Below are 13,471 nucleotides of genomic sequence, written 5' to 3' on the forward strand. Positions count from 1 at the left end.
CAGCAACAGAATGTTGATAAAGAGGGCGAGCGCTATTAGCCCCTTTTCTGTTACCATCACGCGTTGGAAAATAGCGATATATATGTGAATATATCTCGCATCACATCACCGCTCTCAATCACGCTTTCACAGTGAACTACACGCAGGAGAAATCATGAGCCTTCACCTCTGGCTGGCTTATACAGGCATCATCATCGCCCTGATTGCCATTCCGGGCCCATCAGCCTTGATCAGCATGTCGCACGGTTTACGCTACGGCGCTTCACGCGCAACCGCAACCGTACTCGGCGGCGTCAGTGCGGCAATGATATTGATGTCCTGTTCAGCACTGGGGTTAGGTGCCATTCTCGCTGCGTCAACCACCGCATTCATCGCATTAAAAATTGTTGGTGCGGTTTATCTCATCTGGTTGGGCATCGCATCATGGCGCTCTAAGGATATGAGTACAGCGGAGCAGGACACACAGGAAGCCTCGGCTCCGGGCTGGTTTCCGCTATTCCGCAAAGGCTTTCTGGTCGGGATCAGCAATCCGAAAGATCTGCTGTTTTTCGCTGCACTCTTCCCAAATTTTATCGATACCAGCGCCCCGCACGCCTTACAGCTCATCATCCTCGCTGTGACCTGGGCGGTCTTCGATTTCAGCATCATGTTCATCTATGCCTGCACCGGCCGTCGTTTATCGGGCCTTTTCTCCAACCCTCGCCGCATCAAGCTGTTTAACCGCTCGACGGGCGGGATCTTTATTCTGGCAGGCACCACGTTGGCGGCGTCAACGCGTTAATTTACTGGCTCCTGCTGCCGTCAGGTCAGCAGGAGCCACACCGTTACGATGCTGTGATAAAATCAGCGATGCCCTTCTCGTCCATCCGATAGCGGACCCACTCATCCTGCGGCTTCGCACCAATGCTCTTATAGAAATCGATCGCGGGTTGGTTCCAGTCCAGCACGCTCCATTCCAGCCGTCCGCACTGTCTTTCCTGTGCAAGACGCGCAACCTGTTTCAGCAGCGCTTTGCCCGCTCCCGCATTACGATACGCCTGCGCAATGTAGAGATCTTCCAGATAAATGCCATATTTCCCCAGCCAGGTTGAGTAGCTCATGAAGAAAATCGCATAGCCGACAGGCTTGCCATCAATCTCGCAAATCAGCGTTTCAGCCGTCGCCTCCTCACCAAATAACGAGCGCTCAATATCCTCAAGCGAGGCCAGCACTTCGTGGCGCGCTTTCTCGTAAACGGCAAGCTCGATAATTAAATCCAGAATCACGCTCGCATCTGATTTCTGCGCGGGGCGGATGGCTATATTCATAAAGGCTGGGTTCATAACGTCTTTCTTCTCCGGTGCTAATTTTTCCAACGCAAACTATGACCAAGGCTTGCCATGCTACCGGATTAAAAATACTGTATGAACTGCATTCTCTACAGCGACTGATGAATATCATGCATCTGGATTTACGGCGTATCGATTTAAATTTACTGGTGGTATTTAACAGCGTGTACCAGCATCGATCCGTCGCCGCAGCGGCAAAAGAGCTGGCGATGAGCGCATCGGCGGTCAGCCACGCGCTGACGCGCTTGCGCAATACGTTTTCCGATGAGCTATTTTTTCGGGTTGGCAACACCATGCATCCGACCGTAGTGGCGGACGATATTGCAGAGCCGATAGCGGAAAGTCTGGCGCTGCTGACGCAAGGTCTGACGCCACGTCCACGCTTTAATCCCGCTCGCAGCACGGAAAGTTTCACCTTTTCCATCACCGATTACACCGCGTTTTCGGTGTTTCCTACCCTGATGGCGCACATGGAAAAGCTGGCACCCCATATCAAATTCAATCTGGTTTATTCACCGCAGAAGGTCGCGATTACGGACTTGCTGGCAGGGAAAATCGATTTTGCGTTAGGGTTCACCGACATGACGCAATCGGAGAACAGGGAAATTGAGGAGATAGACTGGATTGAAGACAGCTATGTCATCATCACCGCCGCGGATTATCTGTCAGGCAGGGCGCTTACGCTGGATGATTACCTCGCCGCCCGGCATCTTGTCGTGACGCCCTGGAATGAGTCCCGCGGGGTGATTGACTACGCGCTGGATAAGCTCAACAAAAAGCGTCATATCGCACTGAAGACGCCATCCATGATGAGTGCGCCGTTTATCATCGCCGATTCAACGCTGATCATGGCATTACCCCGCAACGTCGCGACAATCTTTGCGCAATTCCTGCCGTTGCGGATTCACGCCTTGCCTTTCACCGTGCCACCCTATCGCGTGAAGATATACAGTCATCGCCGCAACAGCCGTTCGGAAGCCAGCCAGTGGATTAAAAGTCTGTTACACAGGCTGGTGACACATCCCATAACGAACTGATAGCGGCGATAGGAAAATCACAAGCCTGACTGTCTGATTTTCGGTTCTGTTCCGGTAGCAAATTGTTCGGGTATTAAATGCCGAGAGCGTCAGCAACCTGCTCACTTTCCGCTTTGGAAAAGTTGGCGTAGGTCAGCGCATCAAGCAATGCGGCGCGATCGATCGTCGGATAAATCTCTGGGCTCTGTAAAAGCTGGCCGATTTCCTGAACGGTGAGTTGGGGATAGATGGCGTGTGATGCAACGGCAATGTCGCGAGCGGCGTAACACAGTTTGCGTAAAATCACCGCAATCTGCTGGTACGTGATTGTCTCCTGATACACGGTATAAAGCACATCGGCGATTAATGTCGATGTCAAAACCGAAATACGGGACACATCACCGGCTCGCCCACCCAATGCCTGAAGAATATGTTCGACGGCCTGTTCTGGCGTTTTTCCCTGCGCCTGTTGTGAAGCCAGTACGGAAACCAATTTATTTTTTATTTCATCATTTGCCATCGTTCGGTTCCTTCATACATTGATTACAGATGTTATTTTAGTATAAGCACGCTACCTGTCATGGCAGTAATGAGCAAACAAAATCATGCGGCGATACCCTTCAATAGGTACAAAAAGACATCAACCCGCTCTGAGGTGTATGATATACGCAACTTTAGGAAACGCGGGCTCTCCTTCATACGAACACCGCGCGTAGAAAGATCGCTTGAAGTATGACGGGGATAAAACACAGTTTGATACAACTCCGTTTACATCGTTCCACCCTCTTTTTTCCTGAAATGCGATAATCCTCCGATAAAAATCGTATTTTCGTTTATGCCCAATCATTTTCATCGCCCGAAAAGACCATGTAAAATGAAAGGCTTAGTGAGCAAGAAGGCTATAAGTCATGATCACCACCGACGGTAATAACGCAGTCGCCTCCGTGGCCTGGCGAACCAATGAAGTCATCGCCATCTATCCCATCACCCCCAGTTCCAGCATGGCTGAACACGCGGCCGCCTGGTCGAGCGACGGCGGGCTGAATATATGGGGAGATACGCCCCGCGTTGTTGAAATGCAATCGGAAGGCGGCGCGATCGCTACCGTCCACGGCGCATTGCAGACGGGCACACTCGCCACCACGTTCACCTCATCGCAGGGTCTGCTGCTGATGATCCCCACGCTGTATAAGCTGGCCGGTGAACTAACCCCGTTCGTCCTGCACGTCGCAGCTCGTACGGTTGCGACGCATGCGCTTTCTATCTTCTGCGATCACTCGGACGTCATGGCCGTGCGCCAAACCGGTTGTGCCATGCTGTGCGCCAGCAATGTGCAGGAAGCGCAGGACTTTGCGCTGATTTCACAAATCGCCAGCCTGAACAGCCGTCTGCCGTTTATCCATTTCTTCGACGGTTTCCGCACTTCACACGAAATTAATAAGATTGAGCCGCTGAGCGATGACGTAATCCGCCAGCTTCTGCCACAGAAATCGATTGATGCACACCGTGAGCGAGCGCTCACACCGGAACGCCCGGTGATTCGTGGTACCGCCTCTAACCCGGATACCTTCTTCCAGGCGCGCGAAGCCACCAACCGCTGGTATGACGCAGGCTATGAGCACGTTGAGCAGGCGATGAACGATTTCGCCGCCGCCACAGGACGCCAGTACCAGCCGTTTGAATACTACGGTCACCCGGAAGCGACCAAAATCGTCGTCCTGATGGGCTCTGGCGTTGGCACCTGCGAAGAAGTCGTCGATACGCTGTTGATGCGCGGCGAAAAAGTTGGCGTGGTGAAAATCCGCCTGTATCGTCCATTCTCCGCCAAACATCTGCTGGCCGTCATTCCGCAAACGGCGAAGAGCATCGCAGTGTTGGACCGCACGAAAGAGCCAGGTGCGCTGGCAGAACCGCTGTATCTCGATGTAATGACCGCGCTGGCCGAGGCGTTCTCCGCAGGTGAGCGTTCACTTATGCCACGCGTGATTGGTGGCCGTTATGGCCTGTCTTCCAAAGAATTTACCCCACAGTGCATACAGGCGATTTTTAATGAGTTAGCACTTACTAACCCACGACCGCGCTTTACTGTCGGGATTTATGACGATGTCACCAACCTGTCGCTGCCACTGCCGGAACAGCATTTTCCAAGTAGCGCATCGCTCGAAGCCCTATTCTACGGTCTGGGCAGTGACGGTACCGTTTCTGCGACCAAGAATGCGATCAAAATTGTCGGTGAAACCACGCCGATGTTTGTGCAGGGCTACTTTGTCTATGACTCGAAGAAAGCCGGTAGCCTGACCGTTTCCCACATGCGTGTGGGCCCGCACCCGATCAACTCAGCCTACCTGATCGATCAGGCCGATTTCGTTGCCTGTCATCAGTGGCAGTTTATCGACAAGTACAGCATGGTCGAACGACTGAAGCCCGGCGGCGTTTTCCTGATCAACTCGCCGTATACCAGCGACGATCTGTGGCACCGTTTGCCGCAGGAAGTGCAGGCAGGGCTGAACCAGCGCAATGCCCGCGTGTACTGCATCAATGCCGCCAAGATTGCCCGAGAATGTCATCTGGGCGCGCGCATCAACACCGTCATGCAGATGGCGTTCTTCCACCTGTCACAGATTCTGCCAGCCGATGTGGCGGTGGAAAAACTGCGTACCGCCATCGCCAAGAGCTACGGCAGTAAAGGTCAGGAGCTGGTTGAGCGTAACTGGCAAGCGCTGAGTGCCACATTAGAAGCGCTGGCAGACGTGCCGCGGGAAGCCGTCAACCCAGACAGCCCGCAGCGCCCACCGGTGGTTTCCGACGCCGCGCCCGATTTTGTCAAAACCGTCACGGCCACGATGCTGGCGGGTCTGGGTGATACGCTGCCCGTCTCCGCCCTGCCACCCGATGGCACCTGGCCAACCGGCACCACCAAGTGGGAAAAACGTAATATCGCGGAAGAGATTCCGCTGTGGCAGCCACAGCTTTGTACACAGTGTAACCACTGCGTCGCTGCCTGCCCGCACTCGGCTATTCGCGCCAAAGTCGTCCAGCCCGACGCGATGGAAAATGCACCTGCTTCACTGCAATCGCTGGATGTGAAAGCCCGCGACATGCGCGGCCAGAAATACGTGTTGCAGGTTGCCCCGGAAGACTGCACTGGCTGTAACCTGTGCGTGGAAGTTTGTCCGGCCAAAGACCGTCAGAACCCAGAAATTAAAGCCATCAATATGGAATCCCGTCTGGATAATCTGACGGCGGAGAAAGAGAACTTCGATTTCTTCCTGCAATTACCGGAAATCGACAAATCCACGCTGGAACGTATCGATATCCGCACTTCTCAGCTGATTTCGCCGCTGTTCGAGTACTCTGGTGCCTGTTCCGGCTGTGGCGAAACGCCGTACATCAAGCTGCTGACGCAGCTCTATGGCGATCGTCTGCTGGTCGCGAATGCAACGGGCTGTTCATCGATTTATGGCGGTAACCTGCCTACCACGCCGTGGACTACTGATGCCAACGGTCGCGGTCCGGCCTGGGCTAACTCACTGTTCGAGGATAACGCCGAATTCGGTCTGGGCTTCCGCCTGAGCGTCGATCAGCACCGCCAACGTGCCGTGCGCCTGCTCAAAAAGCTGGCACCGCAACTGCCGCCGGATCTGGTGAATGCGTTGCAAGAAGAGTCCATCGTGCCCGACCTGCGCCGTCAGCAGATTGAACAGCTACGTGGATTGCTGGCAACCATCAATGATAACGATGCCAAGGTGCTGGCGAGTGAAGCCGACCACTTTGTCGATAAATCTATCTGGCTTATCGGTGGTGACGGCTGGGCGTACGACATCGGCTACGGCGGGTTGGATCACGTCATGAGCCTGAGCGAAAACGTCAACGTGCTGGTGCTGGATACGCAGTGCTACTCGAACACCGGCGGCCAGCAGTCCAAGGCGACACCGCTGGGTGCAGTCACCAAGTTTGGCGAGAAAGGCAAACGCAAAGCGCGTAAAGATCTCGGCATCAACGTCATGATGTACGGGCACGTGTATGTCGCGCAGATCTCACTAGGCGCACAGCTGAACCAGACGGTGAAAGCGATTCAGGAAGCCGAAGCATGGCCGGGCCCATCGCTGATTATCGCGTACAGTCCGTGTGAAGAGCACGGCTACGATCTGGCATTCAGCCACGATCAGATGCGTCAATTGACGGCAACGGGCTTCTGGCCGCTCTACCGCTTCGATCCACGTCGTGCCGAAGAAGGGAAAGCCGCGCTGGTTACCGATTCTCGTCCGCCATCAAGCAGCCTGAGCGAAACGCTAATGAAAGAGCAACGCTTCCGCCGCCTGAATAGCATGATGCCGGAAGAAACCGCGCAGCTCTATGAAGAAGCGGAGCTGGATCTACGTCGCCGCTTTGACTTCCTGACGATGATGGCCGGCAAGGCAGAGAAAAACTCACAGGAATAATCGTTCCTCCCCAAACCGGCTTCGGCCGGTTTTTTATGGCGTGCCATCCATGGCCGCCACCCTTACGGGCCGTTGCGTTTTCCCTTACCCAAACGAGGTTGAATATCGAAGAATCCAGCGCGGATAGCCCAGTTTGTCAGGCACGGTAAAGAGGGGCTGACAAGACGCAAGTTACCTTATACTTTATGAGATTATTCGCTCGTTACCATGTCAAACCGCTCTCAACGTCGCAGAGGACGAAACATGAAAGGAAAGTTCGCACCATCGCAGATTGCATTGCACTGGCTGGTTTTTCTGTTGCTCGTTGTGACTTATGCCACCATCGAGCTACGCGGATTTGCTGAACGCGGTTCGCTGCTGCGCAGCGTGATGATGGTGACGCACTTTAGCTGCGGCGTAGCCATACTGGTTCTCATGCTTGCTCGCCTGTTCTTGCGCCATCGGCATACTTCGCCCGCTATTACGCCACCGCCGCCTCGTTGGCAAAGTGCGCTGGGTTCGCTTACCCACGCCGTTATTTACCTGCTGTTTATCACGCTGCCGATACTGGGCGTTGCCTCGCGCTATTACAGCGGTCGGGACTGGATGCTTTTTGGTATCGGCATGCCAACAGCCGCGACGCCGAATTTCGACCTGGCTGAAACGCTGATTGGCTGGCATGAAACGCTGGCACCGTTAGGCTACTGGCTCATTGCCGCACATACCGCCGCCGCCCTGTTCCACCACTATGTTATGAAAGACAACACGCTGCTGCGCATGATGCCAGCAAAGCGCGATTAATCGGGCCACGAAGGAGCAAGCATGAAAGTCGCACTGGGACAATTCGCCGTTGACCGCGAGTGGCAGCAAAACGCCACAACCATCACTGAGTTCATGTCGGTGGCACAGCAAAACGGAGCCGACCTGCTGGTGCTGCCCGAAGGCGTACTGGCTCGCGATATAACCAATCCCAACATGGTGCTCACGGCTGCTCAACCGCTTGATGGCCCGTTTATCTCGCATCTGCTGGAAGCCAGTAAAGGCAGCAATCTGACGACCATGCTGTGTGTGCATATCCCGAATGGCGAAGGGAAAGTCTGGAACACGCTGCTGGCACTGCGCAACGGCGAGATCGTTGCGCAATACCGGAAGCTGCATCTGTACGATGCGTTTTCCGTACAGGAATCGGAAAACGTACTGGCAGGCGAAGAGGTTCCGCCACTGTTGACCATCGCCGGGCTGAACGTCGGACTGATGACCTGCTATGACATCCGCTTCCCTGAGCTTGCACGCCGCCTGGTGCTGGACGGCGCAGACGTACTCGTTCTTCCCTCCGCCTGGATTAAGGGGCCGCTGAAAGAAGCGCATTGGGAATTATTGGTGCGTGCCAGAGCACTGGAGAACACGACCTATCTCGTCGCCGTTGGCGAATGCGGCGTCAAGAATATCGGCAGTAGCATGGTGGTCGATCCTTTAGGCGTTGTCGTGGTTCAGGCACCGGAAACACCGGCTCTCATCTATGCCGACATTGACCCAGAACGACTGGCGTATGCCCGTCAGATTCTCCCGGTACTGGCTAATCGCCGCTTTCAAAAACCCACGTTAGACGGGGAAAATTGAGTCGCGGTTCACTCTATGCTGCTTTCTTTCTCATTCGTACGCCAAAAAGTGTGATTAGTTACACATGTTGTTTCCCTCAGAGGCCATTCTGCACATATAATGCGCATCCGGTCGTCATGGCGACCCTAGCAGACCAGCCTCCTGATTCGGGGGGTGCATTTACCACTCAAATAAAGAAACGAAAATGAGTATTCGCGCGATCTTTACTTTAGTTCTTGCAGCCGCCGCATTCAGTCAGGCCGCTTTTGCCGTTGTTTATCCTCTGCCTGCGGCTAACAGCCGACTGGTAGGCGAGAATATCGAAATCACCGTACCGGAAGATAGCACACAGCCGTTGGAACATTTTGCAGCACAGTTCCAAATGGGCCTGAGCAACATGATGGAAGCCAACCCAGATGCGGACGTTTACCTGCCGATTCCCGGCAGCAAAATGGTCATTCCTCATCAGTTGATTCTGCCAGATGCACCGCGTGAAGGCATTGTCATCAACAGCGCAGAAATGCGTCTGTACTACTATCCGAAAGGCTCCAAGACCGTGGTCGTGCTGCCAATCGGCATTGGTGAGTTAGGTAAAGATACGCCAATTAACTGGACAACATCTGTTCAGCGCAAGAAAGCGGGTCCAACCTGGACACCAACCGCGAAGATGCACGCAGAATATGCAGCACGCGGTGAAACCCTACAAAAAGTTTTCCCAGCTGGCCCAGATAACCCAATGGGACTGTATGCGCTGTACATCGGTAACCTGTACGCGATCCACGGCACCAACGCCAACTTCGGTATTGGCCTGCGCGTAAGCCACGGCTGCGTCCGTCTGCGTGCCGATGATATCAAGTATCTGTTCAACAACGTTCCGGTCGGTACTCGCGTTCAGTTCATCAATGAACCAGTGAAAGCCACCGTTGAGCCAGATGGTTCACGCTATGTTGAAGTTCACAATCCGCTGTCTCGCACGGTAGAAGAATTCCATTCTGATTCTCCTGCACCGATCAGCATGACGCCAAAAGTGAGCAAGGTTCTGGCCGACGCCAGCGTGAACACCAGCGAAGTCGATCAGGCAATCCAGAGACGTTCTGGTATGCCGACCAAAATCAATGGTTTGATCGAGCAAGCCACGCCAGCCATTCCGGTTGAATCTGTTGCGGCACCGGTTGCACCAGAAGCACAGCCGCAAGATAGCCTTAATGCGGAGCAAAATGCCGCACCAGCGGAATCACAGCCGACAGTTGCAGCGACCGACGCTAGCCGTTCGTAATCGCGATGACGCGTTGGAAACTCATTCAGGTTTCCAACGCGTTTCTCTACTATCCCTACCGTTTACTGTTTCTGTGAAGCTTCCAGCGCCTGCGCCACATCAGCGATGATGTCGTCAATATGCTCAATACCAACCGAAATTCTGACCAGATCCTCACTCACTCCCGCTTTCGCCAGCTCTTCCGCATTCAACTGCCGATGCGTGGTACTTGCCGGATGGCACGCAAGCGATTTGGCATCGCCAATATTCACCAGCCGCAAAATCATCTTCAGCGCATCAATAAAATGCCCCCCTGATGCTTTCCCGCCTTTAATGCCAAAACTGATAATCCCAGACGCTTTACCCGAGGTAATTTTGTCGCAGTTTGCTTTATAAGGACTATCCGGCAACGCGCCATAGTTGACCCAGGTAACCAGCGGATGCTGATTCAGGTAGCCCGCCAGCGCTTCCGCATTGCTGCAATGGCGTTCGATGCGCAGGCTGAGAGTTTCCAGCCCCTGCAACAGCAAGAACGTGCTATGAGGAGGAAGCGCTGCACCGGTATTGCGCAGCGGCACCACGCGGCAGCGCCCAATATAGGCCGCAGGACCGAAAGCGTCGGTATACACCACGCCGTGGTAAGACGGATCGGGCTCATTCAACAACGGGAAACGCGCTTTGTTCGCGACCCAGTCGAACTTGCCGGAATCGATAATCGCGCCGCCGATTGTGGTGCCATGACCGCCAATGTATTTAGTCAGTGAATGGACGACGATATCTGCGCCGTGCTCAAAAGGCCGGCACAGCACGGGCGTTGCCACTGTGTTATCAACAATCACTGGGACACCGTGACGATGCGCAATCTTTGCGATTTTGGCAATATCGACGATATTTCCCGCCGGATTCCCGATAGATTCACAAAAAACAGCGCGGGTGCGGTCATCAATCAGCGATTCCAGCGTCGTAAAATCATCGAAAGAAGCCATCCGTACTTCAACCCCCTGACGCGGCAGGGTATGGGCAAACAGGTTATAGGTGCCGCCATACAGTTGGCTGGTGCTGACGATATTGTCCCCAACCTGCGTGAGCGCCTGAAGCGAATAAGTAATTGCCGCCATACCGGAGGAAAGCACCAACGCGCCGATGCCGCCCTCAATGGCCGCCAGCCGCTGCTCCAGCACCGCATTCGTCGGGTTCATGATACGGCTATAGATATTGCCCGCCACCTTCAGATCAAACAGATCGGCGCCGTGCTGCGTGTCGTCAAATGTGTAAGAGGTCGTCTGGTAAATCGGCACGGCTGCGGACTTCGTTGTCGCTTCAGATTCATAACCATGATGTAGCGCGAGGGATTCAAGTTTCATCTTACGGGCCTTTTTGTTGATCGTTGGAGTGAGGAAAATATCCAGACAAAATAGCAGACAGCGATCGGGAAACGCACTTGATGATGTAGAAGAAATGGAGATAAGTTAGTAAAAACAAGACTAAATTTCAGCGTTACATTATTACGCTGAAGCCTCCTCACAAAACCGAGCTCCACCGCTGAACCGAATCTGAAAAAGCGATAAAATTTGCGCAGAGAAAAAAACGTGCGCACCGTAACCTATCTGCGCGTCACGTATTGCACCGCCTGCAAATCACAGCTACTTTTAACGTTATAAATCTCCCCACCCGAAGCGCAATAAATGACTGATAAAATAAAAAATATCGCTACCTGCGAATTGCCTGCTAGCGTCCAATTCCCCCACTACGATCGTAAGGCGCTGAAGCCACGCATCGTCCATATCGGTTTTGGTGCTTTCCATCGCGCTCATCAGGCACTGCTCACCGATCGCGTGCTGAATATGGTGGGAGGAGACTGGGGAATTTGTGAAGTCGTGCTGTTCAGCGACGACACCATGATCACGGCGCTGCGCCAACAGGATCATCTGTTTACCGTGTTGGAAAAAGCGGCGACGGGCAATCAGCCGATTGTCGTCGGTGCCGTGTGTGAATCATTACATGCAAAAGTAGAAGGCATTGCCGCCATTATTGAGAAACTCGCCGCCCCCGAAACCGCCATCGTTTCCCTGACGATTACCGAAAAAGGCTATTGCATGGACGGGACGAGCGGCAAGCTGGATCGGACCAACAAGCTGATTCAGCAGGATCTCATCGATCCTCGTCATCCAGCCTCAGTGCCGGGGTTGTTGGCGGAAGCGCTGCGCTTGCGTCACGAACGCGGGATTGCGCCGTTCACCATCCTCTCATGCGATAACGTGCCGGAAAATGGCAAAACGGCCAAAGCCGCCGTGCTGGAATCGGCGGGGCTCAACGATCAGAGTCTGATCGATTGGATCAAGGCTAAGGTTTCTTTCCCGAATACGATGGTGGATCGCATTGTCCCTGCCGCGACGCCAGAAGCGTTGCAGGAAATTGCCGATCATCTTGGCGTCGCCGATCCCTGTGCGATAGCCTGTGAACCCTTTATTCAATGGGTGATCGAAGATCATTTCACTGCCGGACGCCCTGAGTGGGAGAAAGCGGGCGTGCAACTGGTGCATGACGTACTGCCGTTTGAAGAAATGAAACTGCGCATGCTGAACGGCAGCCACTCGTTTTTAGCCTATCTGGGCTATCTCGCCGGCTATGATCACGTCAGCGACTGTATGAATGACGAGAACTATCGCCGCGCCGTGTCTCACCTCATGCTGCTGGAGCAGGCACCGACGCTCAGCGTGGTGGATATCGACCTGAAAGACTATGCCGTTCAGCTGCTTACTCGTTTTTCCAACCCCGCGCTCAAGCATCGAACCTGGCAAATCGCGATGGACGGTTCACAAAAGCTGCCCCAGCGCATGCTGGAATCGCTTCGCTGGCATGTGTGTAATGGAGGAGACTATCGCTGTCTGGCATTAGGCATCGCTGGCTGGATGCGTTACGTCAGCGGGAAAGATGATGCAGGCAACCCTATCGAGATCCGCGATCCGCTGGCTGATAAACTCAGACAGGCCGTTGAGGAAACGTCAGATAGCGCCGAGCGGGTCAGCGCGTTTCTTAATATTCGTTCTATTTTCGGCGAGGATCTGTCAGCAAACCACGATGTCTTCAACGCTATCGCACAGGCTTATCTGAAGCTGCGCGATCACGGCGCAAAGAACACCGTGGCCGCACTGGTACAAGACTTTAAATAACGATAAATCCAAGCAGCGCAAGGTATAACGCACTCTGGACACCCAGCACCAGAGTGCGACTTTTCCCCTTTGTTTCATCCAGCCACGGCAGCGATGACCAGCTCATTCCCCCACCGATGACCGCGATCACTAACATCGCCACGGCAACCAACCAAACGAGCTTGTCCAACAGCGAATTGGGAAACAGAATTTGCAGTGCGGAAACAACGAGAAACAGCGTAACGCAACGCAATACCCCGACCAAAATACCTGCACGATCTCTCAGCCCACGCGGGGCGGACGAAGGCAACCAGGCCTGAAAAGCAAACAACCCAACGACGGCAATAAAAATCACATAAATAATGGCATAGACCAGCAAATGACTCACGTTACGGCTCCTGATGAGGGAATACGATAAAGTAAACTGGGCGGGATGATGACGACATTTCCTCTCTGCGGTCAATGCGTTATTTCACATCACGCTATCGATTTGTGGGGTAGCGCCCACTATCACTTCGTCGCCAATCTGCACGCGCGCCGCTTTTCCGTAATAAATCTACATATTTTGTAAATTAAGAACATAAATGCATGATCAAAAAATTATAAAAAGCAAATTAAAATATCTTATTTCATGATCTGTCTGACAGATCGTCATTAAAAGCGTGCTAAAGCGTGATCGTCAGTTTACTTTCTTTTCAAT

11 protein-coding genes are annotated in these 13,471 nt (G+C 53.6%); 7 read left to right on the forward strand and 4 right to left on the reverse strand.

Features of this window, described 5'->3' with window-relative positions; all coding sequences use genetic code 11:
• The first annotated feature begins 154 nt into the window (after positions 1–154).
• Positions 155–781, forward strand: a complete 627-nt coding sequence (locus ACIPUG_RS08645; RefSeq protein WP_010282349.1) for a LysE family translocator — start codon at positions 155–157, stop codon at positions 779–781.
• A 43-nt stretch (positions 782–824) separates the two neighbouring features.
• On the opposite strand, the gene ACIPUG_RS08650 is transcribed toward ACIPUG_RS08645, so the two are convergent.
• Positions 825–1,307: a GNAT family N-acetyltransferase gene (locus ACIPUG_RS08650; protein ID WP_400338289.1), complete on the reverse strand. Its 483-nt coding sequence runs from the start codon at positions 1,305–1,307 to the stop codon at positions 825–827.
• 122 nt (positions 1,308–1,429) lie between these two features.
• Between ACIPUG_RS08650 and ACIPUG_RS08655 the strand changes: the two genes are divergently transcribed.
• Positions 1,430–2,365: a LysR substrate-binding domain-containing protein gene (locus ACIPUG_RS08655; protein ID WP_104209802.1), complete on the forward strand. Its 936-nt coding sequence runs from the start codon at positions 1,430–1,432 to the stop codon at positions 2,363–2,365.
• A 73-nt stretch (positions 2,366–2,438) separates the two neighbouring features.
• On the opposite strand, the gene ACIPUG_RS08660 is transcribed toward ACIPUG_RS08655, so the two are convergent.
• The gene (locus ACIPUG_RS08660; protein WP_039282041.1) at positions 2,439–2,864 is read right to left on the reverse strand and encodes a hypothetical protein; all 426 of its coding nucleotides are present in this window, start codon (positions 2,862–2,864) and stop codon (positions 2,439–2,441) included.
• Between the two features lie 388 nt (positions 2,865–3,252).
• Here ACIPUG_RS08660 and nifJ point away from each other — a divergent pair, with 388 nt between their 5' ends.
• From nifJ to ACIPUG_RS08680, 4 genes are all read left to right on the forward strand, one after another.
• Positions 3,253–6,786, forward strand: coding sequence for a pyruvate:ferredoxin (flavodoxin) oxidoreductase (gene nifJ, locus ACIPUG_RS08665; protein ID WP_400338148.1), 3,534 nt, complete (start codon positions 3,253–3,255; stop codon positions 6,784–6,786).
• 243 nt (positions 6,787–7,029) lie between these two features.
• The gene (gene cybB, locus ACIPUG_RS08670; RefSeq protein WP_400338149.1) at positions 7,030–7,566 is read left to right on the forward strand and encodes a cytochrome b561; all 537 of its coding nucleotides are present in this window, start codon (positions 7,030–7,032) and stop codon (positions 7,564–7,566) included.
• Positions 7,567–7,587: 21 nt separating this feature from the next.
• Entirely contained in the window at positions 7,588–8,385 is a 798-nt protein-coding gene (locus tag ACIPUG_RS08675) for a deaminated glutathione amidase (protein WP_400338151.1), read from the forward strand.
• A 184-nt stretch (positions 8,386–8,569) separates the two neighbouring features.
• Positions 8,570–9,640: a L,D-transpeptidase family protein gene (locus ACIPUG_RS08680; protein WP_400338153.1), complete on the forward strand. Its 1,071-nt coding sequence runs from the start codon at positions 8,570–8,572 to the stop codon at positions 9,638–9,640.
• A 62-nt stretch (positions 9,641–9,702) separates the two neighbouring features.
• Here ACIPUG_RS08680 and ACIPUG_RS08685 read toward each other — a convergent pair whose 3' ends face one another.
• Positions 9,703–10,983, reverse strand: coding sequence for an O-acetylhomoserine aminocarboxypropyltransferase/cysteine synthase family protein (locus ACIPUG_RS08685; protein ID WP_400338154.1), 1,281 nt, complete (start codon positions 10,981–10,983; stop codon positions 9,703–9,705).
• A 321-nt stretch (positions 10,984–11,304) separates the two neighbouring features.
• Between ACIPUG_RS08685 and ACIPUG_RS08690 the strand changes: the two genes are divergently transcribed.
• Positions 11,305–12,792 (forward strand): mannitol dehydrogenase family protein, encoded by a 1,488-nt coding sequence (locus ACIPUG_RS08690; protein ID WP_400338155.1) that lies wholly within the window; start codon positions 11,305–11,307, stop codon positions 12,790–12,792.
• Here ACIPUG_RS08690 and ACIPUG_RS08695 read toward each other — a convergent pair.
• A complete protein-coding gene (locus ACIPUG_RS08695) occupies positions 12,785–13,159 on the reverse strand; it encodes a hypothetical protein (RefSeq protein ID WP_039274275.1) in 375 nt (124 codons plus the stop codon). The genes ACIPUG_RS08690 and ACIPUG_RS08695 overlap by 8 nt on opposite strands.
• Positions 13,160–13,471 lie beyond the last annotated feature (312 nt).

The sequence above is a fragment of the Pectobacterium sp. CHL-2024 genome (assembly GCF_044751765.1).
In the GTDB taxonomy this organism is placed as follows: Bacteria; Pseudomonadota; Gammaproteobacteria; order Enterobacterales; family Enterobacteriaceae; genus Pectobacterium; species Pectobacterium brasiliense.

Bases quoted from the DNA above. Each gene is read 5' to 3' on its own strand.
- ACIPUG_RS08645 (WP_010282349.1), top strand. From the start codon at position 155: ATGAGCCTTCACCTCTGGCTGGCTTATACAGGCATCATCATCGCCCTG.
- ACIPUG_RS08685 (WP_400338154.1), bottom strand. From the start codon at position 10,983: ATGAAACTTGAATCCCTCGCGCTACATCATGGTTATGAATCTGAAGCG.
- ACIPUG_RS08650 (WP_400338289.1), bottom strand. From the start codon at position 1,307: ATGAATATAGCCATCCGCCCCGCGCAGAAATCAGATGCGAGCGTGATT.
- ACIPUG_RS08675 (WP_400338151.1), top strand. From the start codon at position 7,588: ATGAAAGTCGCACTGGGACAATTCGCCGTTGACCGCGAGTGGCAGCAA.
- ACIPUG_RS08690 (WP_400338155.1), top strand. From the start codon at position 11,305: ATGACTGATAAAATAAAAAATATCGCTACCTGCGAATTGCCTGCTAGC.
- nifJ (WP_400338148.1), top strand. From the start codon at position 3,253: ATGATCACCACCGACGGTAATAACGCAGTCGCCTCCGTGGCCTGGCGA.
- ACIPUG_RS08660 (WP_039282041.1), bottom strand. From the start codon at position 2,864: ATGGCAAATGATGAAATAAAAAATAAATTGGTTTCCGTACTGGCTTCA.
- cybB (WP_400338149.1), top strand. From the start codon at position 7,030: ATGAAAGGAAAGTTCGCACCATCGCAGATTGCATTGCACTGGCTGGTT.
- ACIPUG_RS08655 (WP_104209802.1), top strand. From the start codon at position 1,430: ATGAATATCATGCATCTGGATTTACGGCGTATCGATTTAAATTTACTG.
- ACIPUG_RS08680 (WP_400338153.1), top strand. From the start codon at position 8,570: ATGAGTATTCGCGCGATCTTTACTTTAGTTCTTGCAGCCGCCGCATTC.